The organism is Patiriisocius sp. Uisw_017, assembly GCF_047731265.1.
In the GTDB taxonomy this organism is placed as follows: Bacteria; Bacteroidota; Bacteroidia; order Flavobacteriales; family Flavobacteriaceae; genus Patiriisocius.
The window spans coordinates 2,430,080-2,451,500 of record NZ_CP159835.1 but is presented as its reverse complement, the minus strand read 5'-3'; the positions used below and the strand labels follow the sequence as shown (position 1 = coordinate 2,451,500).

Genomic DNA, 21,421 nt, shown 5'->3' with positions numbered 1-21,421 from the left:
TTGCTATATGTTATACTATATAGCTAAGGTGCCTTTTCAAAATAAACGCACACTTGGTAAAACCTTGGTCTTACACAATTCTGGCGTTAGAAGTAGCACTGTTTTTCCAGCCTACCACTTGCTTTCCTATACTGTTCATAAGGTTTGCCAAAACACTTTGTCGTTTTATAGATATAAGCTTTAAATCTACACAAACCCTAATTTCTAATTTTAATATTTCAAAATTATCTAAAAATTCATTTAAAAAGGTCGTTTTTTCTTGCGCTCTATTAGCACGGTAAATACAACGCATTAACACCAATACATCACGCTCCATATCTCTACCCAAACTATACTTGTATTCTTTAGGGAAATTTTTGGTGCTTATAAAAATTTCTAAGACTAATTTATAAGTATCTCTATAAACCGGTAACTCAGTATGTAATGCCATTTTTTAAAAAATAAAAACCGACCGCTTACGCGGTACTATTATAAATAATTAAATTGATAAATAACTAAAAAGCCCGAACCGCACGCACGAAGCTTGGGCTGCCCTTATAGTAGTCGATCTGACCACCACCGTTGAAATTCTGAAACCACGCGTCAAAGCTACTGGCCTCCGTAGAACTCCAGTAGGAAGCAATATTAAAACTACCTTTACGTGTTGGGCAAAGAGAAGGATCTGGAGCTCCTGGTGTGTTTGTGCTACACCCAAAACGTTGTAGGTTGGCATACATAAGTTGCAGCTCATCCTGGCTTGGTAAATACCAATTGCTATAGACACCTGTGCCTGTGTCTGTATTAGTATAAATCCTGCTTATAGCATCATACCAATTTGCAATCTCTTCATCAACTGCAAGCATACATACCTTGCCTTTGGTGTTATCCGTTGGGTCTACCCAAAATACAATACCGCCATCTCTTAAGTCTCCTATGGTTGCACCTGTAGTAAGTGTAAGCGTCACTAAATTAGAAGCCGAGCTTGGGTTACTGGTTCCTATCGCATTGGTTGCTGTGACGCTAAAGGTATAAGCTGTTCCATTGGATAGACCTGTTACTGTGATAGGACTGGTGCCTGTGCCAGTAAAACCCCCTGGACTAGAAGTCGCTGTATATCCGGTTATTGCAGAACCGCCGTCGGAGATTGGTGCTGTAAAAAATACCGATGCTTGTGCATCTCCTGCTATGGCAGTTCCTATTGTTGGTGCGTCAGGAACTGTAGCAGGAGGTGTTCCTCCAACCCAAGTTGGAATTCCGCCAATCATTTGTAAGGCTGCGCCTTCGTTTGGTGTCGCATCAACAACTTCCCATGCACTGCCATTCCAGTATTGCATGTCTCCCGCATTTGTGCCTGAAGACTGACCATTGTTAGCATGCAAAGCATAGGGCACCGCCATAAATTGTGTAGTTCCCAGATCTACAAAAGAGGCGTCTTGTTCTATATCCATTTCTACTTTTAAGGAGTGTGTATCGCTGCTCCAATCTATGTCTGCAAACGTATCACTGGAGGTGCCATCTCCTATAGTTAGGATTACAATACCATTAGCGTCTGTTGTGGCGCCTGTATGTGTTTCTACATATACATTGGTGGGGCCTGTATCAGCAATAATAGTAAACTTAACATCTATGGTTTGGCTGGCTACAACAGCTCCCAAATTATCCTTAATTAAGGCTTTGTAGTTGATGCCGTCTTGGGCATACATTCCTACTGTAACGAACAGTAATAAAACGATTGAAATTGTTTTTTTCATGGAGTTGGTTTTTTTGTAAGATTCGTGAGAAGTCAACTCATAAAAAAGAGAAGCAGTAAAACTAGCCTTGGTTAGCGCAGTAATTTAAGAAAAAAAAATAATTAAAGAAAAAAAGTTTTGGTTGAGCGGCTTAGAGGGCGTGTCGTAAAAAATGGTAACAACATATAAAATTCATGGCGCTAATTTGTCAATAATTGAGTAATTAGAACAAATATTAGTAACTTGTACTTTTCGAAAAACACGAACTCGCTTGCCTTGCTGATTCGCACGCGGCTCAATTAATTTGGAGGAAAGAAGATGTGGGTCGGTTTCGCCGCTTCCAGCCCCGCCGAAAAAAGCGGGCTCGTTCACGCTGCGCTAGGCCCCACGAATCTTATACAAAACCGTTGGCAACAAGCTGAAGAAACATAATGAATAAACTAAAAACAGGAGAGTTTTACGGAACGCATTACCAAAAAACGGCTTTTGAAAATCTAATAATTACCGATACAGAATACACACACAGCAAAGTGGATTGGCATTATCACGAAAATCCATATTTCACTTATTTACTTCAAGGGAAATTATTTGAGTCTAACAAAAAAGAATCTTATTATTTAGAACCAGGGAACCTATTATTTCATAATTGGCAAGATGCACATTACAATAGAAAACCACCTGAATTTACAAGAGGCTTTCACATTGAATTAAATGAAGATTGGTTTTCAAACTTTGATATACAGATAACAGATTTTGAAGGAAGTATTAATCTGAAAAATCCCATAATTAAAAATTTAATGAATAAAGTGTTTATTGAATCTAAAATAAATGACCAATATTCAAATATAAGTATTGAAGCATTTTTGATTGATATATTCAGTACGATAAAGGAGCATAAAGAAAAGTATTATAAAAACCCTACTTGGGTAAAAAAGTTGCAAGAACTTCTTGTTGAGGAACAAATAGATTACTCTTTAAAAAATTTGAGTTCAATTTTAGATATACATCCAATACATTTATCTAGAGAGTTTAAACGGTATTTTGGAACGAGTCTTGGTAATTATATAAGATTACTAAAACTCAACAAAGCATTTTATTTAATTACTTCAAACAAATTTTCTATGACAGAAATTTGTTATCAATGTGGTTTCTATGACCAAAGTCATTTCATTACAAACTTCAAACAAATCTATAATACAACACCAACAAAATTATTAAAAAAAATTTGTTGATGTTAATTTTATACAATTTTGGCAAGTGTGAAATTCTCATTTTGCAGTTCATTCAAAAAACAATCAAAAAATGAGGTTTCAAAAATTCAAATTATTATTATTTTCTATTCTTTTTTCAATTTCTGCTCCTGCACAAGATATGGCAGAATACACAAGCGGTTGGGAAGGAAAAATAGAAAATTCGTCAACATTCAATCTAAAAGTAGAAATAGAAAATCTTGGACTTGAAAATGCTACATTCAAAATTTCTAACAACAAAAGCATTATTAATTATCCATTTAAAATAAATGATGGAAAACAAATAAATATTCCTTTTTCAAAAAGTCAATTTTTTGAAGGGATTCTATCTGAAGATGGAAAAGAAATTAATGGGTTTATTAAATCTGGCATGCTTTTCTACCACATAAAATTAACCAAAGCTAATACCAATTCTTTTATAGGTGTTTGGAATACTTTAATAGTAGACCAGCTTGAATCACAAGATTTTTATTTGAGTGTTGAAAATGGGTCAAATGATGATTATAATGCCTACCCTATTCTTGGAGACAATCGATTTACAGGAACTTGGTGTTTAGGTTTTCAAAAAGAGAAAGACCAAATCTCATTTATGGACTTTAAAACTGGATTACTGTTTAAAGGAAAATTATTACCAAATAGAATTCAGTTAGGTATATTTTTAGACACATATTTAATCACGCAAATAGATTTAAAAAAATCTGAAACAGATTGGAAAATCGGTGGTTTCAAAACTGACAAAAAAAGCTCTATTTTACAACTCACCGAAATGGAAAACCTTATTTCGAAGGATTCTTTACCTAATACACATTCTGTTTTAATTTCAAAAAAAGGAAAATTGGTTTATGAAAATTATTTCAATGGTTATAATGCAAATATTCCGCACGATATGCGTTCTGCATCAAAAAGCATTTCATCTACCATCGTTGGAATTGCAAAAGATAAATCATTATTTAAAAATGTTGAACAATCTATTTTTGATTTTCTACCTAAAAAACATCAGCCTTCTAAAGATAGTGTAAAATCAAAAATTAATATTCAAAGTTTATTGACGATGAGCTCTGGATTAGATGCAATAGATTATGGGATAAATGCTAATCCAAAATCTCCAGCAGTCGAAGATAGCTATCAACAGACACAAGATTGGACAACAACTATTTTAAAAGCTCCAATGATAAACAGTCCAAACACAAAAGCAAACTATGGTTCTGCTAATCCTTATTTACTAGGAGTTGCAATGGATTCAATAATTTCAGAACCCTTGGAATTGTTTATGGACAAAAACTTGTTCCAAAAACTGAATATTTCAAATTATATTATTCAAGGCGACAGAAATGGAAATCCATATTTTGGTGGTGGAATGTATCTAACTCCTAAAGATATGCTGAAATATGGAGAGCTTTATCTTAATAAAGGAAAATGGCAAAAAAAACGTGTTTTATCAAAAAAATGGATTAAGAATTCTGTTAAAAATTATCGTGTTTTAGAAAATACAGTAGACAAAAATGGATACGGATATTTATGGTGGCATAATACTTATGAAGTTAAAGGAAAAATTATAAAATCTATTGAAGCTAGAGGCAATGGAGGACAATATATTTTTGTAGTTCCTTGTTTAAAAATGGTTGTTGTTGTTACATCTGGAAATTATAGAAACGGGAAGACACAACAACCAGAAATGCTTTTTGAAAAATATATTTTACCTTACCTTGAAAATTGAATAAAGCCAGTTGCTAACAATGGCTATAATTAATACGGGTTTTGGTGCTTAACCCAAAGTGTAGTGCTTTAAACCAAGACCGCCAAATCTTTTGATTTGGCTTTATAACAAAAAAGATAAAACAAAATAAAAAGTTTTGGCTAAGTGCTTAATCGGAAATTCATTACTTTTAATTCCCGTACTAACCATAGCCGAGACGTTAGCTATCATTTAAAAAAAACATTCGTGAAGAAACTAAAAGCAAAAAATTGGAAAAATCGTGGATTTGAATTTCTATCCATTTTCATTGCCGTAATCTCTGCTTTTGCTTTGAACAATTGGAATGAAAATAGTAGAAATGATAATTCTGGAAGTAAAATTTTGACTGAAATAAATAATGGATTAAGAAAAGACATCGATGATATTAACTTAAATAAAGGTGGACACGTAGTTGGAATTTCTGCTTGTATTTTCTTTCGAGATTTATTGGCTGAAAAGCAAGTTAATACTGATTCTTTAATGATTCACTATTTCAATTTGACAAGAGATTTCGTTTCAATTCAAAATGTTGCTGGTTATGAAACTTTGAAATCACAAGGTTTAGAATTAATAAAAAATGACAGCTTGAGGCTTCAGATCATTTCCTTGTATGAATACGATTATAATACTTTGAGGAAATTAGAAGAAGAGTATTCAGAAATGCAATTTCAAGAAAGCTATTTTAAAGAAATTAATACAGATTTAGCACCGAATTTTAAGGTAGACGAAAACGGAAATATTATTGGAATTGATTTACCATTAAATATATCAGATGATAGAAAGAAAATTTTGTTATTGTATTTATGGAAAATTCAAACAAATAGAAGTTTCATATTAAAATATTATTCTGATATTGAAAGTAAAATAATAGAAATACAGAAGAACATTACGGTGGAAAAACGATAGCTAACAACATATAAAAACAATAGGGCAATTGGTGTTTAACGAATGGTTCGGGCGCATTTGCAAGGTCACAAAATTTTTAAATTTGGCTTAATGAGAAAAATAATAATAAGTAAAATTTAAAAATTCGGCTTGTGTATTATCCGAAAATTATCACTTATTTTCAGCGATACTTTTCATATACGAGACGTTACCCATAATGCTGAAAAAACACAAAAGTTATCAATTTGGTAACTTTTTTAGAATATTTGCGTCAAACAAATTGAAGTGAAAATATTTTCGAGAGGAACATTGCGAGATTTTTGGGAAAAGCACGGTAACTGCGAATTACAATTGAAGACGTGGTATCGTGAAACTGAAAAATCAAATTGGTCAACTATTAACGACCTCAAATCGGAATACCCAAATGCAAGTATTTTAAAAGACAATCGGATTGTTTTTAATATCAAAGGAAATGATTACCTATTGATTGTAAAATTTAACTTTGAGTATCAACTTGCGTGGGTACGTTTTATCGGAACGCACGCTGAATATGACAAAATTAACGCAAACGAAATTTAAGATGAATATTAAACCAATTAGAAACGAGGCAGATTACAAACGAGCACTTAAGCGTTTGGAGGTAATCTTTGATGCTAAAAAAAATACTGAGGAAGGCGACGAGCTGGAAATTCTTGCAATAGTTATTGACAACTACGAAACGGACAATTTCCCAATCGGAATGCCAGACCCAATTTCAGCCATAAACTTTAGAATGGAGCAAATGGGATTGAAACAAAAAGACTTGGTCGAAATGATTGGTTTTAAAAGTCGAGTAAGCGAAATAATGAACAAAAAACGCAAACTGACTTTAGATATGATTAGAAAACTAAACGAAAAGTTACACATTCCAACAGAAGTATTGATACAAGATTATTAAAGGCATTGCGAAAAGCACTATGGGTAACAATGTATATAAAAAATAGCGCAAGTCATTGCTAACACTATGGTTTGGGCATTTTTGGAAAGTCGCCAAATTTTTAAATTTGACAAATTTCCAAAAATAAAATAATTAGTAAAATTTAAAAATTCGGCTTGTGTTCAACCGAATGGTTCGTGCGTTTTTCCGCCCTACCATTCTTATACAATTCCGTTGACATTCATTAAACCCAGCATAAAAATCTCCACTAAAACTGACTAATTGAAAAATAATTGAATTTTCTTGTCATATTATCACAACTCTTGTCACTAAGGTTAATAGAGAACAGTAAATAGAAAAAATATAATATGCAAAAACAAGAGGAACAACTATTTAATCAGATTCTGGAAGACAATAAGACCAGTATTTACAGAATATGTCGAATATATGCTGTTTCACCAATTGAACCACAAGACCTTTTCCAAGAAGTAATATTTCACATTTGGAAGTCATATTCAACATTTAAAGGAAAATCTAATATCAGTACTTGGATTTATAAAATTGCACTAAATGTATGCAATCGTTCTAAAATGCAGTTTGAAAGTTTGAATAACAAAACCAAGCGATTAGAATCCATCCAGTTTAAGCTTGCTGAAACTATTCCAGATGAAATTGAAGAGATAAAGTTCAAGGCACTACGTGAATGTATCTCCCTTTTGAATGCAGTTGATGGGTCAATTGTTATTATGCATTTAGACGAACTGCATTATAAAGAAATAGCAGCAATAACGGATTTGACTGAAAATCACATTGCTGTAAAAATGAAAAGAATAAAAAAAATATTATTGGATTGTATAACACCAAAATTAAAATAAAATGGCAAAACAAGAACAAAGAGAAACTTGGCAAGACATAAAAGAAATATGGGGAAATTCATCCCAAGGAGAAAAAATTAATTTTCAATTTTCAACTTTAATTGAAGAATTAAAGGCTAATACGAGTCAATGGGAAAAAGATGCCATAAAATCAGATATGACTAAATTGAAATCGTCTTGGGAACAATATAAAGGAAATGTGAGCCAATGGGAAAAAGACTCAATATCTAAAGATGTATCCAAAATATCTCAATTATTAAAAAAGTTTTTAAAAAAATTAAAAAGAAAAAAATAGTAACAACTATGAAAAAAATTATATCAATTAGTTTATTTGTTTTGATTACAAACGTATCATTTTCACAAACTGAAAAACCTACTTATAAGGTCGTTGCAGATGCCTTTGAAAAAAACTACAATACTAATAATTTTGAGGTTATTTTCTCGATGTTTTCAAGTGATATGAAAGTTGCAGTACCTCAAGATAAATTAACCTCTTTTTTAGCAAATTTAAAATCACAAGCTGGAAACATAACCAAAAGAGAATTTGTAAGCTATAAAAATGGAAGTGTGGCGGTTTACGAAACAAATTTTGAACGCGCGCTTTACGCCTTAAATATTTCTTTAGATAATAATTCTAGAATTAATGGTTTTGCGGTGACGTCTTTTGTAGAAGATAATACTTCAGAAACTGTGATTAATGATTTATCTATTAAAGCTAATATTATTACAAAAAAGCAATCTCAATTAATATTTGAAAACTCTAAGACTTTTCCTAATCAAACACAAGTTTCGATAGCTTTTATCAATAATGGAAAAGTGAGTTATTTCGGCACAAAAAAGAATAATGATACCATTTCGACAATTGATAATCATAAAAGTGTCTTTGAAATAGGTTCTGTCTCAAAAGTTTTTACATCCACGCTACTTGCTAATTTTGTTATGGACGGAAAAATTAAACTAAATAATAATGTCAATGATTATTTAAAAACACCTTTTCATAATAATATAAAAATATCGTTTATCAATTTGTCTAATCATACTTCTGGACTTCCTCGTTTGCCTTCAAATTTAGATTTAGCAAAAGTAAATCTTGAAAATCCATATAAAGAATATAAGGAAAAAGAATTGGAGGAATATCTAACAAATCATCTTGAATTGTCAAATAAAGGCGAATATCAATATTCAAATCTAGGAGGAGGATTAATGGGTTACACATTAAGTCAAATTGGAAATACTACTTATGAAAACCTATTACAGAATAAAATATTTTCCAAATACGAGATGCAAAATTCAACAGCAGATATTAATAAAGTAAAAGGAAATTTAGTAAAGGGAATAAATAATGAAGGAAAAGAGATTCCAAATTGGGAATTTTCAATTTTGGCTGGAGCTGGTGGAATACTATCAACGCCAGAGGATTTATCGAAATTTGTTATTGCTCAATTTAATACTTCAAACAAGGCATTAGAATTGACAAGGCAGAAAACCCTTGAAATAAATGACACTATGGATATTGGTTTAGGATGGCATTTATTAAAATCCCAATCTAAAAACATTTGGTACTGGCATAATGGTGGGACAGGTGGATATTCATCATCAATGGTATTTGACGAAAAGACAAAAAACGGTATAATTATACTTTCAAATGTATCAGCATACAATCCGAATATGGGAAATATTGATAAACTTTGTTTTGAATTAATGAAAACATTTGAAAAGGAATAACGAAATGCCAACAAAGTACTGTGCTAAAAAACAAGTAAAAACTCATTAATTTTTCACTAAAGTACTTCTATAGGTATGATCATATGTTAACCCTGATTTCGCTATTGCAAAAACTTGTTTTAGCAGCTTGTTACAAACTGCAATTAACGCCAATTTTTTGCTCTTTCCTTTTGCCACGATTCGCTCATAAATATCCCGACAAGCCTTGTTGTATTTACAGGCGGTAAAATTGCACATAAATAATAGATTTCGAAGTTTTTGATTGCCTATTTTGCTTATTCGAGGTCTCCCTTTTACACTGCTTCCACTCTGTCTGATCAATGGAGTCAATCCTGCATAACTACACAATTCGCTTGCACTTGTGAAACGATCGAGTCCATCTGTCAAAACAACTAACATCAAAGCAGTTTTATTACCAATTCCTGGGATGCTTTTTATGCGTGTTAAAACATCTTGATGCACTTGTTTAACTAAAATTAATAGTTTTTCTTCCAAGGTTTTTATTTCCTTTTGAACGTGTTTCAAACTTCGCTTTAAAGACCCTACAACCAATTTGCTGGGATTACCTAAAACAGTCTCTCCATGTAATTTGTTTTTTAGCATTGTGCTCTGTTTTGTATATACAGAAAGAAGTCTTGTCATTTGAAGACATTCTATTTGATGCTTAGAATTACCCTGCCAAAGCTTCAACTCAACCTGTCTAGCGTACTCACATATAAGTTTTGAATCGCTCTTATCGGTCTTTATCTTCGATAATTTCATCTGGATAAATCGTTTTACAGATAATGGATTCTCTACCGATACTTTAAAACCTGACTCAAGTAAATAATAGGCCAGTTGATAGTGATAATAACCTGTAGCTTCCATCACACAATGACTATTAATATCTAAGAGTTTTATAAACTTCTTAAACCCTGTTACATTGTTTTTAAACTGATAGTAATTACCGTCAGAATCCGTAACATCGAAAACTAAATAACTAATGTCAATTCCAAAATATTTAATATCTTTATTCATAAGAAAATGTGTTTTTGAAAGGACAGACTACGCGAGTTTCAACGACTTAAAATCGAGGTCTAAAAGCCTCATAGAACTGTTCGAAATCTGTGTAGAAAAGAGAGGGGATTTACAATGTTGACGAGATCTATAGTCTCTGCGTATATATTAACCTTATTCCTCTCTTTTGTTCTTTCTGTTTATTAGCTAAATATAATAGATTGTAAACTTAAGACGTATATAATTTATTGCTGGCTTCTTGCCTACTTGCGAAAATCCTCACGGATTTTCTATTCGGTTTTTATTTGCTACATTAAGTGCTTAAACACGCCACTAATCATACACAAACACGCTTTGTTACGTTAGAACATTGAATCCAAGAATTCCGCAAACATTCAAAAATTTACTTATCTTTGACGTTAGTAACGTAAAACAAAACTATGGTTATTTCTTTTGGCTCGAAACAGACTGAACAAATCTGGAATGGAATCCGAGTAAAAAAAATGCCGATTGAAATTCAGAACGTTGGACGGCGGAAATTAAGAATGTTGAACAACTCGCAGGATATTGCTGATTTGAGAATCCCACCTTCAAACCGACTTGAAAAGCTGACTGGAAAATCAAAAGAGTTTTATAGCATTCGGATTAACAAACAATGGCGGATTATCTTTATTTGGGACAAAGGAAACGCAAGCGAAGTGGAAATAATAGATTATCATTAAAAAAATATAAAAAATGGAAAAGTTAGCAAATGTACATCCTGGAGAAATCTTGAATTACGAGTTTCTTGAGCCATTGGAAATTACGGCATACCGACTTTCTAAGGACTTGAGAATTCCGCAAACTCGAATTTCGGAAATTGTGAAAGGAAACCGCCGAATTACGGCAGACACAGCTTTACGATTGAGTAAGTATTTTGGGAATTCTGCCAAGTTCTGGTTAGGACTTCAAGATGATTACGACATCGAACAAGAGAAGGAATCTAAAGAATCGGAACTGAACGAAATCAAGCATTACGGAAATAAAAACGTTGCCTAACAAAGAACTCAGGTAAAAAACAACTCTTTTCTTCATTAATTTGAGACACTATTATTCTAGTTTCAGAGATTCAATTATTGATTCTTTGCGCTTTGTTATTATCATTCTCCTCTAATTATCTCGGCAAAACAGAAACGTACTTTTCGTCGTAAGGTCTACCAGATTTTGCGATAGCAAAACACTGTTTGATTAGCTTATTGGCTACAGCAATTAGGGCTAGTTTTTTACTTTTCCCTTTGTTAACTATTCGCTCGTAAAGTTCTCTACAAGCTTTGTTGTGTTTACAAGCATTAAAAGAACATAGAAATAGTAAATTTCGAAGCTTCTTATTGCCAACTTTACTTATCCCTGCCTTGCCCCTGACACTACTGCCAGACTCTCTTATCGTTGGTGTGATACCAACATAACTACATAATTGAGAAGCTATTCTCAAATTTAGAAAACCCGTCTGTAACGATGATTAAAAACAAAGCAGTCTTCTGGCCGATACCAGGCACGCTCGTTAATAAAATAAGTTGTTGTTTCTGATCCTCTTTTACTAATGAGAGAATCTTTGCTGCAATAACTTTTATTTCAGCATTAAGATGTTTTTTATTGCGCCTTAGTGATCTGTAAACAAACTTTGATGGAATACCCAACACCTCTTCTCCCTGCATTTTATTCTTTGTTGCAGTGCGGTGTTTGATATAAACATCTAGTAATCTAAAGCTGTAAACATTCACTTTGAATGTCTGTAAGCGCATTGTAAATAGGAACTTCGTTGATAAGAGCATATTCACAAATAGCTTTTGAATCACTTTTATCTGTCTTTACTTTAGCTAATTTCAGCTGGATAAAACGTTTAACAGACAATGGATTTACAACAGAAACTACAACTGTATTCTTGAAAAGAAACTGTGCAAGTCTATAATGATAATACCCTGTCGCTTCCATTACAACTAAGGCGTCTTTTGGTAAACTCTTTAATAGTGATTTAAATCCTAGCTCATTATTTTTGAACTGATCGTGACCCCTTATACTTCTGTGGACATCAAAGACATCTTTGCTGATGTCAACTCCAAAAGTTTCTTTATATTTATTCATATAAATTGATTTATAAAAGAACTAGCTACGAGTGTTACAACAACTTAAAAAACAAGGTCTAAAGCCTCACAGAACTGATCGTAATTAGCGTAGTAAAAGAGAGCCGATTATCAATGTTGTCGAAGTCTAAAACTTCACCGTATATACGAACCTTAATGCTCTATTTTGTTCTTTCTGATTAATAACTAAAACTAAGTGTTTTAATAGAAATCAAACTTAAGATGTATATAAGCAATGCGGGTTTGTCGCTTAATTAAAAGTTAAGGTATATTTGGAAGACCGTCAAATTTTTACAAATCCGACTTTTGATACAAACAAAAAATAAAAAGCGGAATTTATAAAATTCGGCTTGTGTTTAATCCGAAAAGTAACAGCTTATTTTCAGCGCTACTTTTCATATACTAAACGTTACTCAGAATTTAAAACCAACATCGAGAAACAATTAAAAAATGAATGAATCAATTTTGGAACTTCTAAAAAAAGCTGGAGAATTTTCCGAAAAAGAATCTACACTTCTTAAACAAGAACTTCAATACAGAAAACTGAAAAAAGGTGACTTTCTACTTGAAAAAGGAAATACTTGTTCATCTTTGAGCTTTATAATTTCAGGTAGTTTTTATCAATATAATATTGGTTTAGAACTCAATAAAAATGTTATTGACCTTAACATAAGTAATGACTGGGTCATAAATCATAAAAGTTTTACGACAAGAAAACCCTCAGAATATTCAATTCAAGCTTTTGAGGAAAGCTTTATTTATGAACTTTCATTAGATGCTATACATAGATTAATTGCTCAATCTCAATCATTTTTACAAATGGGTAAAATTTTAGAGGAATCAACTTCACGAATTGATTTTTTTGACAACAATAATACACCAGATGAAAAGTATGACTTCATAATTAAAAACAAACCAAGTTTACTTCAAAAATTTCCACAAAAAATAATAGCATCTTATCTTAAAATCACACCTGAAACATTGAGTAGAGTGAGGAAAAGAATTAAATAATTTCTTGATTTCAATCAAGTGATGAATTTGGATAAACCATTGATATTTGTCTTTCTAATTAAATATCAAATCAATGGAAAATCATTTTTACAAAAGCACAAGTATCTCACTTATTTTAGGAGCATTATTAATTATAATAACAATGGTTATGCACCCAAGTGGGGGCAGCATTGAACATATCATTAAAATTTCTAAAACAATTACAATTGCTCATTCATTAGCTATTTTCAGTTTACCAATAATCTTATTTGGTTTTTACGGACTTACAATAAATCTTTTAGATAAGTGGAAACTCTCAATATTGGCATTTATTATTATTTCATTTGGACTAATTGGAGCAATGTTTGCTGCAATTTTCAATGGACTAACTTTACCTTATTTTCTGAATCAGTATTCAGAAAGGTTAGAAGAAAATATTGAAGTATTAAAACCTATAACAAACTTCAGTTTTGCAATAAATAAACCTCTGGATTATATTTTTATTGTTGCTTTTTGTTTAGCAATAATGATATACTCTATCATCATATTATTAGAAAATAAATTCCCAAAATGGATTGGATATTTAGGAGTCTTTGTCATTCTTTTTTCAATTATTGGAGGATTAACGGGATTTATTTTCACAAGCTTAACTGGATTTAGAATATTTACATTCAGCATCGCTACTTGGATTCTATCAAGCGGAGTACTACTATATAAATCTGACAAATGAAAATATTAATCTTTGGCGCCTCAGGTTCTGGAACAACAACGCTTGGAAAAGAAATTGAAAAAATAACGGATTTCACCCATTTGGACGTAGACGATTATTATTGGAAGAAAACTGAACCACCTTTTCAAGAAAAAATCCCATTAGTTGTAAGGAATAAAAGCCTGAAAGCGGATTTCAAGAAATTTGAGAATTTAGTAGTAAGTGGTTCAATGGTGAGTTGGGGAAAAGAATGGGAACAAGCATTTGATTTAGCCATTTTTATCATTTTGGAAAACAAAGAAAGAATAGAGAGACTGAAAAAACGTGAAACTGAACGTTATGGAAAAAAACTTCTGACTGACAAAAACATCCAACAGAATTCAAAAGCATTTTTAGAATGGGCAAACCAATACGAGAATCCGAATTTTAATGGAAGGTCACTTAAAGTTCATAACGACTGGATTGAATTACTTGGCTGCAAAGTTCTAAAACTAGACGGACGAATAGAATTGACCGAAAAAGCGGAAACTGTCATTAAGGTAATAAAAACTACTGGCAACAACGTATAAAATTAATTGCTGGTTTTAGCCTATTTACGAAAGTCCTCGCGGACTTTCTATCTGTGATTTATTTGCTAAATTAGTTGCTTAACCACGCAACTAATTATACACAAACACGTCGTGCTTAATGTGACATTTGTGTAACAAAAAAACAATTTAGTTGTCTTATAAAAAATTTACGAACTCATGAAAAGATTAAAACAGACAGCTATTTTTACAGGAATATTAATAATAATTGGAAGTCTTTTTTTAGGTTTTAAAATTGGAAAAAAATATTATACAGCATATCAGATAAAAGAGGAATTAACCAACACGATTTTAGATAAAAAGATTATTCCTAATGATTATCAAGAAGCAAAAAATCTAAAAAACGGCCAAATTCTATCAAAAAAATTATTTAAGTTATTAGAAATACCGCCTATTTGGAATAGAGTATCTGAAAACGGTTCATTATTGAGTAAATACAAACATTTAGACAAAATAAATTTTTATCTAGTAGTTTATAAAAGTGATTCATCATTAATAAACGGAATCATTGCTGAACCTAAAAAAAAAGGTGAGTTTCCTGTAATCATTTTTAACAGAGGAGGAAATAAAGAAATTGGAAAAGTAGCAAAAGCTAAAACACTTTATTCTTTGCTTGAGTTTACAAAATTAGTAGAAGAAGGGTATGTATTAATTGCTAGTTGCTACAGAGAAAATGATGAATTTGGAGGCGAAGATATTAATGATGTATTGTATTTAACCGAGACAGTTAAAGAAATTGAAAAAGCAGACTCAAATCGAATCGGAATGCTTGGTTGGTCTAGAGGAGGTATGATGTCATATTTAGCGCTTCAAAAATCAGATTTAATAACTACAGCTGTAATTGGAAATGGTCCTACAGATTTATTCTCATTAATTATCGATAGACCAGAAATGGAAACAAATGTTTGCGCTAAACTAATACCAGATTATAAGAGGAATAAAGAAAAAGAATTAAAAAAACGTTCTGTTATTTATTGGGCAGACGAATTAAATAAAAACAGTAGCGTTCTAATCTTATGTGCTACAAATGATAAAAGAGTAAATCCAGAGCAAGCTAAAAAAGTTGCAAAAAAATTGACAGACATTAATTATGATTTTGAATTAAAAGAATTTGAAACTGATCATAAATTTTCTGGTAAAAAAGATGAGCTAAATGAATTACTCATTCATTGGTTCAAAGATAAATTATAAAACACTAAGCACAACAAAGTACGGTGGTATAAAACATAGCTAATTAGTTGCTTAGTCCAAGCTAAGGCATATTTGCTAGACCGCCAAATTTTATTATTTGCGCGCTACGAGCCGTGTACATCAACGTTGGCAACAATATTGACCCGTCCTGAATAAAGGCTACATAATTTTAAACATTATGTATAGAAATGACAAAGTAATTAGACGTTACAGTGAACCTTTTAAATTAAAAATTTTAGCCGAACTTAGTATTGGAAAGCACACTAAAAGTGAACTTTCCAAACTCTATTCCATCGCACCTACAACAGTTAATGTGTGGATTAAAAAGTACAATCGTAAAGACTTAATGAACACCAGAGTAAAAGTGGAAACTAAAGACGAAATATCTAGAATTAAAGCGCTTCAAAAGGAAATTGAACAGCTTAAAAAATTACTACTAAAAAAAGATCTCGATGCCATGGTAGAAGAGTCCTATCTAGAAGTAGCTGCTGAAGATTTGGGCTACAAATCTATTTCTGAACTAAAAAAAAAGCTAAGTATAAAGCCTTAATCAAAGCTAAAGAAAAATCTAAGGGATTTGCTTCTTTAACGACCATATCTAATTGTTTTGGACTTAAACGTAATGCGTATTACAAGCATAAAAAAAGAGCTGATAAACGTTTAATCCTAGAACAACAGATTATAAATATTGTTAGAAAAAGACGTAAATTCCTTCCTAGAGAAGGTGTGCGTAAACTTACTAGGTCCCTAGATAAAGAGTTTATTAATGCTAATATTAAAGTTGGTAGAGATACTTTATTTAAAATACTTAGAAAGCATAATATGCTTACTCTTAGAAAGAAAACCAGTGCTAGAACCACTAACTCGCATCATCGTTTTTATAAGTATAGTAATATTATAAAAGGCATAGAAATAACAAGACCTAATCAGGTTTGGGCATCTGACATCACATACATTAGAACCGTAAAAGGATTTTGTTATCTAGCATTAATAACTGATATGTACTCTCGAAGAATAGTGGGCTATGACCTGAGTGATAGCTTAGAACTAAAAGGATGCGTGAGAGCGCTTAATAAAGCCATTTATCAAGCTAAAAACATTAAAAGACTCATACATCACTCTGATAGAGGAATACAGTATTGTAGCAATGTATATACGCAGATATTGAAAAGAAAAAAGATAGATATTAGTATGACTGAAGAAAATCATTGTTACAAAAATGCAATGGCAGAACGTGTAAATGGCATCTTAAAAGATGAATTTTATTTAGACCAAACCTTTGACAACGTGAGTCACGCAAAGAGAGCTGCAAAAAATGCAATTAATTTATACAACGAAATAAGATTACATTTATCTTTAGACTATAAAACACCGAATATGGTATATAAATTATCAGCTTAATTCAATTTTAACCTGTAGCCGTATTTCAGGACAAGACAGCTAAAAAAATCGTGTTAATAATTAAACTTATCATATGACAATAGAAAATAGTGAATCTACAGATGTTCCTAAAATATTTGACTTGTATAGAATCGCTACCGATTATATGAAATCGAAAAATCAAGTTTATTGGCCTGAATTCCCGAAAAAACTAATAATAAGTGAAATAGAAGAAAACAAACAATGGAAGTTAATGATTAACGAACAAATTGCTTGTATATGGGCGACAGCACTAAGTGACGAATTGATTTGGGGAAATGATAATAAACAACCTTCAGTTTATATTCATCGAATCGCTACAAACCCTTTATTTAGAGGTCAAAACCTAGTCAAAAAATTAATTGATTGGGCTAATGAATTTGGAAAAAATAAAGACCTTAAATATATCCGAATGGATACTGTTGGTTTAAATAAAGGTTTAATCACTCATTATGAAAAAATCGGTTTTGAATTTTTAGGAACAAAAGAAATCGAAAACACAAATGGATTACCAGAACACTATAAAGAAGGAGAAGTATGTTATTTTCAAAAGGAAATAATTTAAATAAAAAACATACTCTTAAAGAGCGTTTAAACAGAAATAACCAATAGCTGAAAACAGAACGTAGAAAACCTGCACACAACAAAAGCTATAACTAATACGGGGTTTTGTGCTTAATCCAAAGTTAAGAGCTTTAAATCAAATTCGCCAAATCTTTTTGATTTGGCTTTAAAATGAAAAAATAAAACAAAATAAAAAGATTTGGCTACGAGTTGTGGCGCAATGGGAATTGTAAATCACCGCCCCACACCAATCATTGCCGAGCCGTTATGTGCAAGCTGAAAAAAATCCCGCTTATCCAAAAAATAGAATTCAAATGAAAAAAATACTTTTAATAATTCCTTTACTTATCGGCTGTTCGTCAACGAAAGAAAAATCTGAATATGAAAGTCTTTTCGATTATGAAGGGAAATACGAATATGTTGATAATACGACATTAGAACTTAAAGCTTCGGCGATGGACACGACGCTTTATGCTGTAATAGATAATGCAAAATACCCTTTAAAATTTATTGCTTTAGACAGTTTTACAGATATGCAAGGAAGCTCTGTAATTTTTGAAAGGGACAACTCAAAGAAAGTAATAAGCTATAAAACTGACGGTCAAGAATTCAAGTTACTGACAAAAGATATTGATAAATCGAATATGTTTCCCAAAAAAGAATTTTTCGATAATCCAGAAAATTACGAATATAAACAACCAACAGAAACTGATGACGGACTTGCAACGGGCAATTTGGAAGATGAATTTAAAAACCCCAATCTTATAGTCGATATGGTCAAAAAAACCATTGACGGTCATTTCCCCGATGTCCATAGCATCTTGATTTATAAAAGCAACAAATTAGTGCTTGAGGAATATTTTTATGGTTATGACCAAAATACACCACATCAATTGAGGTCTGCCACAAAACCGTTTATTGGTGGAATTCTTGGAATAGCGGTTGATCAAGGATTTATAAAAAGTGAAAAAGATAGACTATTGTCCTATTTTAATTCGAGATATCTAGAAATCGCCAATTTGGACAAAAGAAAAAAAGAAATTATAATCGAAAATTTCTTAATGTATCGACACGGCATGGATTGTGAAAACAATAATCCTGAAAGTAAAGGAAATGAATTAAAAATGATGCAAAGTAAAGATTGGGTAAAATACACGCTCGATTTACCAATGATTGGAGAACCTGGTGTATCATCATCTTATTGCACAGGTTGTGCTTTGACTTTAGGAAGTTTAGTTGAAATAGCAACAGACAAGAAAATTGAGGATTTTGCCAAAGAAAATCTTTTTGAACCTTTAAATATTTCTAATTATAAATGGACTTTTGAACCAAATCAAACCAGTAGTGATGATTTTAGTCAAACGTATTTTACACCAAGAGACGTGATTAAATTAGCAAAATTATTTAAAGATGGCGGTAAATGGAATGGCAATCAAATAATATCAAAAAGATGGATTGATAAAACATTTAATATGGACAAAGGAGATTACGGTTATCTTTGGGAACATAAATATTTCGTAGTTGACGGACGAACATATGACTCGTATTTAGCTTCGGGAAATGGCGGACAAAAAATCAATATTTGGCCTGAACTAGATATGATTACAGTATTTACAGGTGGAAATTATAATTCCTATCAATTGTATGGTAAAAGTACACCACCAAACGAAATGATACCAAACTATATATTAAAAGCCGTGAAGTAAAGCCTGCACATAACACCGAGTATAATTAATGGCTAGTTCTCGCCTACTTACGAAAATCCTAGCAGACTTTCTTGGTCGATAATTATTTACTAAATTAGTTGCTTTAAACACGCAACAAACCATATAGAAATACGCTAGTGGCAATTAACAGAAAAAAATAAATGATTAAGCATATCTTAAACTCAATAATATCAATCACTTTGATGATACTATTTACACAATGTAATTCTGTCCAAATAAGTACCCAAGATAAGAACAATAAAACCGACTTGGTAACTGCCCATAATAATCTTCCAAAAAATGAATCCTCTACTTACCATACATTCAAAGCAGCTTTCAAAGGTATTAAATATAATAAATGCATGGGAAGAACGGCGATGTGTCCAATTGATTGTGGTAATTCTGGTAATTTTGCAACTTTTAAGATATTAAAATATGAAAAATTAGAGGGAGATGGCTTAACTAGAAGAGAACAACTCAAAAAATATACTATCAAAACTTCAGATTATTATAAAAATAGCTTCGATGACCCCAATACCAAATTCATTGATAAACTCAAGCTAAATGATGAGGTTGATATCGAAGTAGTATTTATTTATGACACTACAATCCCAATTGTACGAACTATTGAAAAAATTATAAGTATAAAAAAAAGTCACTAACAAAGTAGATCTCTTCATAGCACCCTGCGGGATGCTGCGCTTCATATACTAACCGTTGCCATTAATTACTCCGAAAAGAAAGGCTGTTTACTTCTTTTTTCTCAATACTCAGTTCTAACATCTAACATCTCCCCATATCGCTACCCAAACTATACTTGTATTCTTTAGGGAAATTTTTGGTGCTTATAAAAACTTCTAAAACTAATTTATAAGTATCTCTATAAACTGGTAACTCGGTGTGTAATGCCATTTTTAAAAAATAAAAACCGACCGCTTACGCGGCACTATTTAAATTACTCACCCATTCTTATTTCCTTAAAAGATGTTCGTGAGACCGCTTCGCTAAATTGATAATTAACTAAATAGTTAAAAAGCTCGAACTGCACGCACGCCGCCTGATTTGTACTTCCAGTCCTTGTACTGATTACCATTGAGGAAATACTGCCTCCACCCGCTACTGTTATCGATCTCCGTAGAACTCCAGTAGTAAGTATTAACAAAACCGCCAATATTCCCAAGGCCCAAGGCATTTCCTTGTCCTATATTTTCATACATTAGGTTTAATTCCTCAATTGATGGCAAATACCACTTGCCATCACCATAATTGAAACAAATTGCTGCTGCGCTTGATGTGCCTCCTTGTTCCCCATTTATCATTTTGATATTGTATTTTCCTTCAAACAATCCGCTACCATACGCCCTCGTATCCATATTAGACCCATTCCACCATGCCGCTAGAGTCGAATGATCACCTGGTGCAGCTATCAACCCATGACAGCCCGATGCATCTAAATAGAAAATAATACCGCCTTGGTAAGTGTCACCTATTGAAAGCCCGCAAGTAGATGTCACACTTTCTGCTGTTTTAGCATGTAACGCATAAGGCACCGTTTTAAAAGCTGTGGTAGCAATATCTTGCAGACCGCTCCCTGTATCTATTTGTACCTTTAAAAAGTGATTATTACTGCTCCAATCAATTGCAGAGAAGTCTCCTGTTACAGGCGCTCCTTCTCCTATGTTTAGTATTACAATCCCATTGGCATCTGTGGTAGGTGCATGGGTTTCTTCATACACATTGGACGCTCCATCTAATATAGTAAAGGTAACATCGATTGCGGTACTGGAAACTATAACTCCAGATCCGTCTTTAATTAAGGCTTTGTAATTAATACCTTGTTGAGCAACCATGCCTACTGTAACGAATAGTAATAATGCTAGTGTGATTCTTTTCATGAATTGAGTTTTTAAGATTTAGATGAGTCATACACTATAAAAATAATGCGAAATTAAACATATTAAAATTCTTTTAGACATACGGTATTTTATACCTGTTTAAACGACAAAATCTTAAGGTTTATAGACCTAAAATCCCTCTCAATTTG

At 32.1% G+C, this 21,421-nt stretch carries 24 protein-coding genes and 1 pseudogene; 19 read left to right on the top strand and 6 right to left on the bottom strand.

Going from position 1 to position 21,421, the window contains the following annotated elements; translation table 11 throughout:
* Positions 1-70: 70 nt before the first annotated feature.
* Both ABXT67_RS11230 and ABXT67_RS11225 read right to left on the bottom strand, forming a co-directional pair.
* Positions 71-430, bottom strand: a complete 360-nt coding sequence (locus ABXT67_RS11230; protein ID WP_415374090.1) for a four helix bundle protein — start codon at positions 428-430, stop codon at positions 71-73.
* Between the two features lie 64 nt (positions 431-494).
* Positions 495-1,730, bottom strand: a complete 1,236-nt coding sequence (locus ABXT67_RS11225; protein WP_415374089.1) for a DUF1566 domain-containing protein — start codon at positions 1,728-1,730, stop codon at positions 495-497.
* Between the two features lie 410 nt (positions 1,731-2,140).
* Between ABXT67_RS11225 and ABXT67_RS11220 the strand changes: the two genes are divergently transcribed.
* From ABXT67_RS11220 to ABXT67_RS11185, 8 genes are all read left to right on the top strand, one after another.
* Entirely contained in the window at positions 2,141-2,941 is an 801-nt protein-coding gene (locus ABXT67_RS11220; RefSeq protein ID WP_415374088.1) for a helix-turn-helix domain-containing protein, read from the top strand.
* Positions 2,942-3,011: 70 nt separating this feature from the next.
* Positions 3,012-4,676, top strand: a complete 1,665-nt coding sequence (locus ABXT67_RS11215; RefSeq protein WP_415374087.1) for a serine hydrolase domain-containing protein — start codon at positions 3,012-3,014, stop codon at positions 4,674-4,676.
* 225 nt (positions 4,677-4,901) lie between these two features.
* Positions 4,902-5,600 carry a DUF6090 family protein gene (locus tag ABXT67_RS11210; RefSeq protein WP_415374086.1) on the top strand — a complete coding sequence of 233 codons (699 nt, stop codon included), beginning with the start codon at positions 4,902-4,904 and terminating at the stop codon, positions 5,598-5,600.
* Positions 5,601-5,864: 264 nt separating this feature from the next.
* Complete coding sequence (locus tag ABXT67_RS11205; protein WP_415374085.1) at positions 5,865-6,158, top strand: type II toxin-antitoxin system HigB family toxin; 294 nt, start codon at positions 5,865-5,867, stop codon at positions 6,156-6,158.
* A gap of 1 nt (position 6,159) precedes the next feature.
* A complete protein-coding gene (locus tag ABXT67_RS11200) occupies positions 6,160-6,516 on the top strand; it encodes a helix-turn-helix domain-containing protein (RefSeq protein WP_415374083.1) in 357 nt (118 codons plus the stop codon).
* A gap of 347 nt (positions 6,517-6,863) precedes the next feature.
* Positions 6,864-7,370 (top strand): RNA polymerase sigma factor, encoded by a 507-nt coding sequence (locus ABXT67_RS11195; protein ID WP_415374082.1) that lies wholly within the window; start codon positions 6,864-6,866, stop codon positions 7,368-7,370.
* Between the two features lies 1 nt (position 7,371).
* Entirely contained in the window at positions 7,372-7,665 is a 294-nt protein-coding gene (locus tag ABXT67_RS11190) for a hypothetical protein (protein ID WP_415374081.1), read from the top strand.
* 8 nt (positions 7,666-7,673) lie between these two features.
* Positions 7,674-9,095, top strand: a complete 1,422-nt coding sequence (locus tag ABXT67_RS11185) for a serine hydrolase (protein WP_415374079.1) — start codon at positions 7,674-7,676, stop codon at positions 9,093-9,095.
* A 45-nt stretch (positions 9,096-9,140) separates the two neighbouring features.
* Here ABXT67_RS11185 and ABXT67_RS11180 read toward each other — a convergent pair whose 3' ends face one another.
* Positions 9,141-10,112, bottom strand: coding sequence for an IS110 family transposase (locus tag ABXT67_RS11180; RefSeq protein ID WP_415374077.1), 972 nt, complete (start codon positions 10,110-10,112; stop codon positions 9,141-9,143).
* 419 nt (positions 10,113-10,531) lie between these two features.
* Here ABXT67_RS11180 and ABXT67_RS11175 point away from each other — a divergent pair, with 419 nt between their 5' ends.
* Together ABXT67_RS11175 and ABXT67_RS11170 are read left to right on the top strand one after the other, a co-directional pair.
* The gene (locus ABXT67_RS11175) at positions 10,532-10,813 is read left to right on the top strand and encodes a type II toxin-antitoxin system RelE/ParE family toxin (RefSeq protein WP_415374076.1); all 282 of its coding nucleotides are present in this window, start codon (positions 10,532-10,534) and stop codon (positions 10,811-10,813) included.
* Between the two features lie 13 nt (positions 10,814-10,826).
* Positions 10,827-11,129, top strand: coding sequence for a HigA family addiction module antitoxin (locus ABXT67_RS11170; protein WP_415374074.1), 303 nt, complete (start codon positions 10,827-10,829; stop codon positions 11,127-11,129).
* 115 nt (positions 11,130-11,244) lie between these two features.
* On the opposite strand, the pseudogene ABXT67_RS11165 reads toward ABXT67_RS11170, so the two are convergent.
* Positions 11,245-12,212, bottom strand: a pseudogene (locus ABXT67_RS11165) (IS110 family transposase).
* A gap of 449 nt (positions 12,213-12,661) precedes the next feature.
* Here ABXT67_RS11165 and ABXT67_RS11160 point away from each other — a divergent pair.
* The 9 genes from ABXT67_RS11160 (at position 12,662) to ABXT67_RS11120 (ending at position 20,039) form a co-directional block, all read left to right on the top strand.
* The gene (locus ABXT67_RS11160) at positions 12,662-13,222 is read left to right on the top strand and encodes a Crp/Fnr family transcriptional regulator (RefSeq protein WP_415374073.1); all 561 of its coding nucleotides are present in this window, start codon (positions 12,662-12,664) and stop codon (positions 13,220-13,222) included.
* A gap of 73 nt (positions 13,223-13,295) precedes the next feature.
* Positions 13,296-13,931, top strand: a complete 636-nt coding sequence (locus ABXT67_RS11155; RefSeq protein ID WP_415374072.1) for a hypothetical protein — start codon at positions 13,296-13,298, stop codon at positions 13,929-13,931.
* A complete protein-coding gene (locus ABXT67_RS11150; protein WP_415374071.1) occupies positions 13,928-14,479 on the top strand; it encodes an AAA family ATPase in 552 nt (183 codons plus the stop codon). Before ABXT67_RS11155 ends, ABXT67_RS11150 begins: the two co-directional genes overlap by 4 nt.
* 177 nt (positions 14,480-14,656) lie before the next feature.
* Positions 14,657-15,688 (top strand): alpha/beta hydrolase family protein, encoded by a 1,032-nt coding sequence (locus tag ABXT67_RS11145; protein ID WP_415374070.1) that lies wholly within the window; start codon positions 14,657-14,659, stop codon positions 15,686-15,688.
* Between the two features lie 178 nt (positions 15,689-15,866).
* Entirely contained in the window at positions 15,867-16,238 is a 372-nt protein-coding gene (locus tag ABXT67_RS11140; RefSeq protein ID WP_415374068.1) for a transposase, read from the top strand.
* Positions 16,238-17,089 (top strand): IS3 family transposase, encoded by an 852-nt coding sequence (locus ABXT67_RS11135; protein WP_415376987.1) that lies wholly within the window; start codon positions 16,238-16,240, stop codon positions 17,087-17,089. The genes ABXT67_RS11140 and ABXT67_RS11135 overlap by 1 nt, the downstream gene beginning before the upstream one ends.
* A gap of 73 nt (positions 17,090-17,162) precedes the next feature.
* Positions 17,163-17,672 carry a GNAT family N-acetyltransferase gene (locus tag ABXT67_RS11130; protein ID WP_415374067.1) on the top strand — a complete coding sequence of 170 codons (510 nt, stop codon included), beginning with the start codon at positions 17,163-17,165 and terminating at the stop codon, positions 17,670-17,672.
* Between the two features lie 313 nt (positions 17,673-17,985).
* The gene (locus tag ABXT67_RS11125) at positions 17,986-19,377 is read left to right on the top strand and encodes a serine hydrolase domain-containing protein (protein ID WP_415374066.1); all 1,392 of its coding nucleotides are present in this window, start codon (positions 17,986-17,988) and stop codon (positions 19,375-19,377) included.
* 161 nt (positions 19,378-19,538) lie between these two features.
* Positions 19,539-20,039 carry a hypothetical protein gene (locus tag ABXT67_RS11120; RefSeq protein WP_415374065.1) on the top strand — a complete coding sequence of 167 codons (501 nt, stop codon included), beginning with the start codon at positions 19,539-19,541 and terminating at the stop codon, positions 20,037-20,039.
* Positions 20,040-20,160: 121 nt separating this feature from the next.
* Here ABXT67_RS11120 and ABXT67_RS11115 read toward each other — a convergent pair whose 3' ends face one another.
* Together ABXT67_RS11115 and ABXT67_RS11110 are read right to left on the bottom strand one after the other, a co-directional pair.
* Positions 20,161-20,289, bottom strand: a complete 129-nt coding sequence (locus tag ABXT67_RS11115) for a four helix bundle protein (protein WP_415374064.1) — start codon at positions 20,287-20,289, stop codon at positions 20,161-20,163.
* Positions 20,290-20,405: 116 nt separating this feature from the next.
* Positions 20,406-21,272 carry a hypothetical protein gene (locus tag ABXT67_RS11110; RefSeq protein ID WP_415374063.1) on the bottom strand — a complete coding sequence of 289 codons (867 nt, stop codon included), beginning with the start codon at positions 21,270-21,272 and terminating at the stop codon, positions 20,406-20,408.
* Positions 21,273-21,421 lie beyond the last annotated feature (149 nt).

Coding starts and splice junctions, on each gene's coding strand:
- ABXT67_RS11230 (WP_415374090.1), bottom strand. CDS start 430: ATGGCATTACATACTGAGTTACCGGTTTATAGAGATACTTATAAATTA.
- ABXT67_RS11130 (WP_415374067.1), top strand. CDS start 17,163: ATGACAATAGAAAATAGTGAATCTACAGATGTTCCTAAAATATTTGAC.
- ABXT67_RS11170 (WP_415374074.1), top strand. CDS start 10,827: ATGGAAAAGTTAGCAAATGTACATCCTGGAGAAATCTTGAATTACGAG.
- ABXT67_RS11195 (WP_415374082.1), top strand. CDS start 6,864: ATGCAAAAACAAGAGGAACAACTATTTAATCAGATTCTGGAAGACAAT.
- ABXT67_RS11145 (WP_415374070.1), top strand. CDS start 14,657: ATGAAAAGATTAAAACAGACAGCTATTTTTACAGGAATATTAATAATA.
- ABXT67_RS11150 (WP_415374071.1), top strand. CDS start 13,928: ATGAAAATATTAATCTTTGGCGCCTCAGGTTCTGGAACAACAACGCTT.
- ABXT67_RS11155 (WP_415374072.1), top strand. CDS start 13,296: ATGGAAAATCATTTTTACAAAAGCACAAGTATCTCACTTATTTTAGGA.
- ABXT67_RS11220 (WP_415374088.1), top strand. CDS start 2,141: ATGAATAAACTAAAAACAGGAGAGTTTTACGGAACGCATTACCAAAAA.
- ABXT67_RS11125 (WP_415374066.1), top strand. CDS start 17,986: ATGAAAAAAATACTTTTAATAATTCCTTTACTTATCGGCTGTTCGTCA.
- ABXT67_RS11160 (WP_415374073.1), top strand. CDS start 12,662: ATGAATGAATCAATTTTGGAACTTCTAAAAAAAGCTGGAGAATTTTCC.
- ABXT67_RS11140 (WP_415374068.1), top strand. CDS start 15,867: ATGTATAGAAATGACAAAGTAATTAGACGTTACAGTGAACCTTTTAAA.
- ABXT67_RS11225 (WP_415374089.1), bottom strand. CDS start 1,730: ATGAAAAAAACAATTTCAATCGTTTTATTACTGTTCGTTACAGTAGGA.
- ABXT67_RS11190 (WP_415374081.1), top strand. CDS start 7,372: ATGGCAAAACAAGAACAAAGAGAAACTTGGCAAGACATAAAAGAAATA.
- ABXT67_RS11175 (WP_415374076.1), top strand. CDS start 10,532: ATGGTTATTTCTTTTGGCTCGAAACAGACTGAACAAATCTGGAATGGA.
- ABXT67_RS11215 (WP_415374087.1), top strand. CDS start 3,012: ATGAGGTTTCAAAAATTCAAATTATTATTATTTTCTATTCTTTTTTCA.
- ABXT67_RS11115 (WP_415374064.1), bottom strand. CDS start 20,289: ATGGCATTACACACCGAGTTACCAGTTTATAGAGATACTTATAAATTA.
- ABXT67_RS11110 (WP_415374063.1), bottom strand. CDS start 21,272: ATGAAAAGAATCACACTAGCATTATTACTATTCGTTACAGTAGGCATG.
- ABXT67_RS11120 (WP_415374065.1), top strand. CDS start 19,539: ATGATTAAGCATATCTTAAACTCAATAATATCAATCACTTTGATGATA.
- ABXT67_RS11180 (WP_415374077.1), bottom strand. CDS start 10,112: ATGAATAAAGATATTAAATATTTTGGAATTGACATTAGTTATTTAGTT.
- ABXT67_RS11185 (WP_415374079.1), top strand. CDS start 7,674: ATGAAAAAAATTATATCAATTAGTTTATTTGTTTTGATTACAAACGTA.
- ABXT67_RS11200 (WP_415374083.1), top strand. CDS start 6,160: ATGAATATTAAACCAATTAGAAACGAGGCAGATTACAAACGAGCACTT.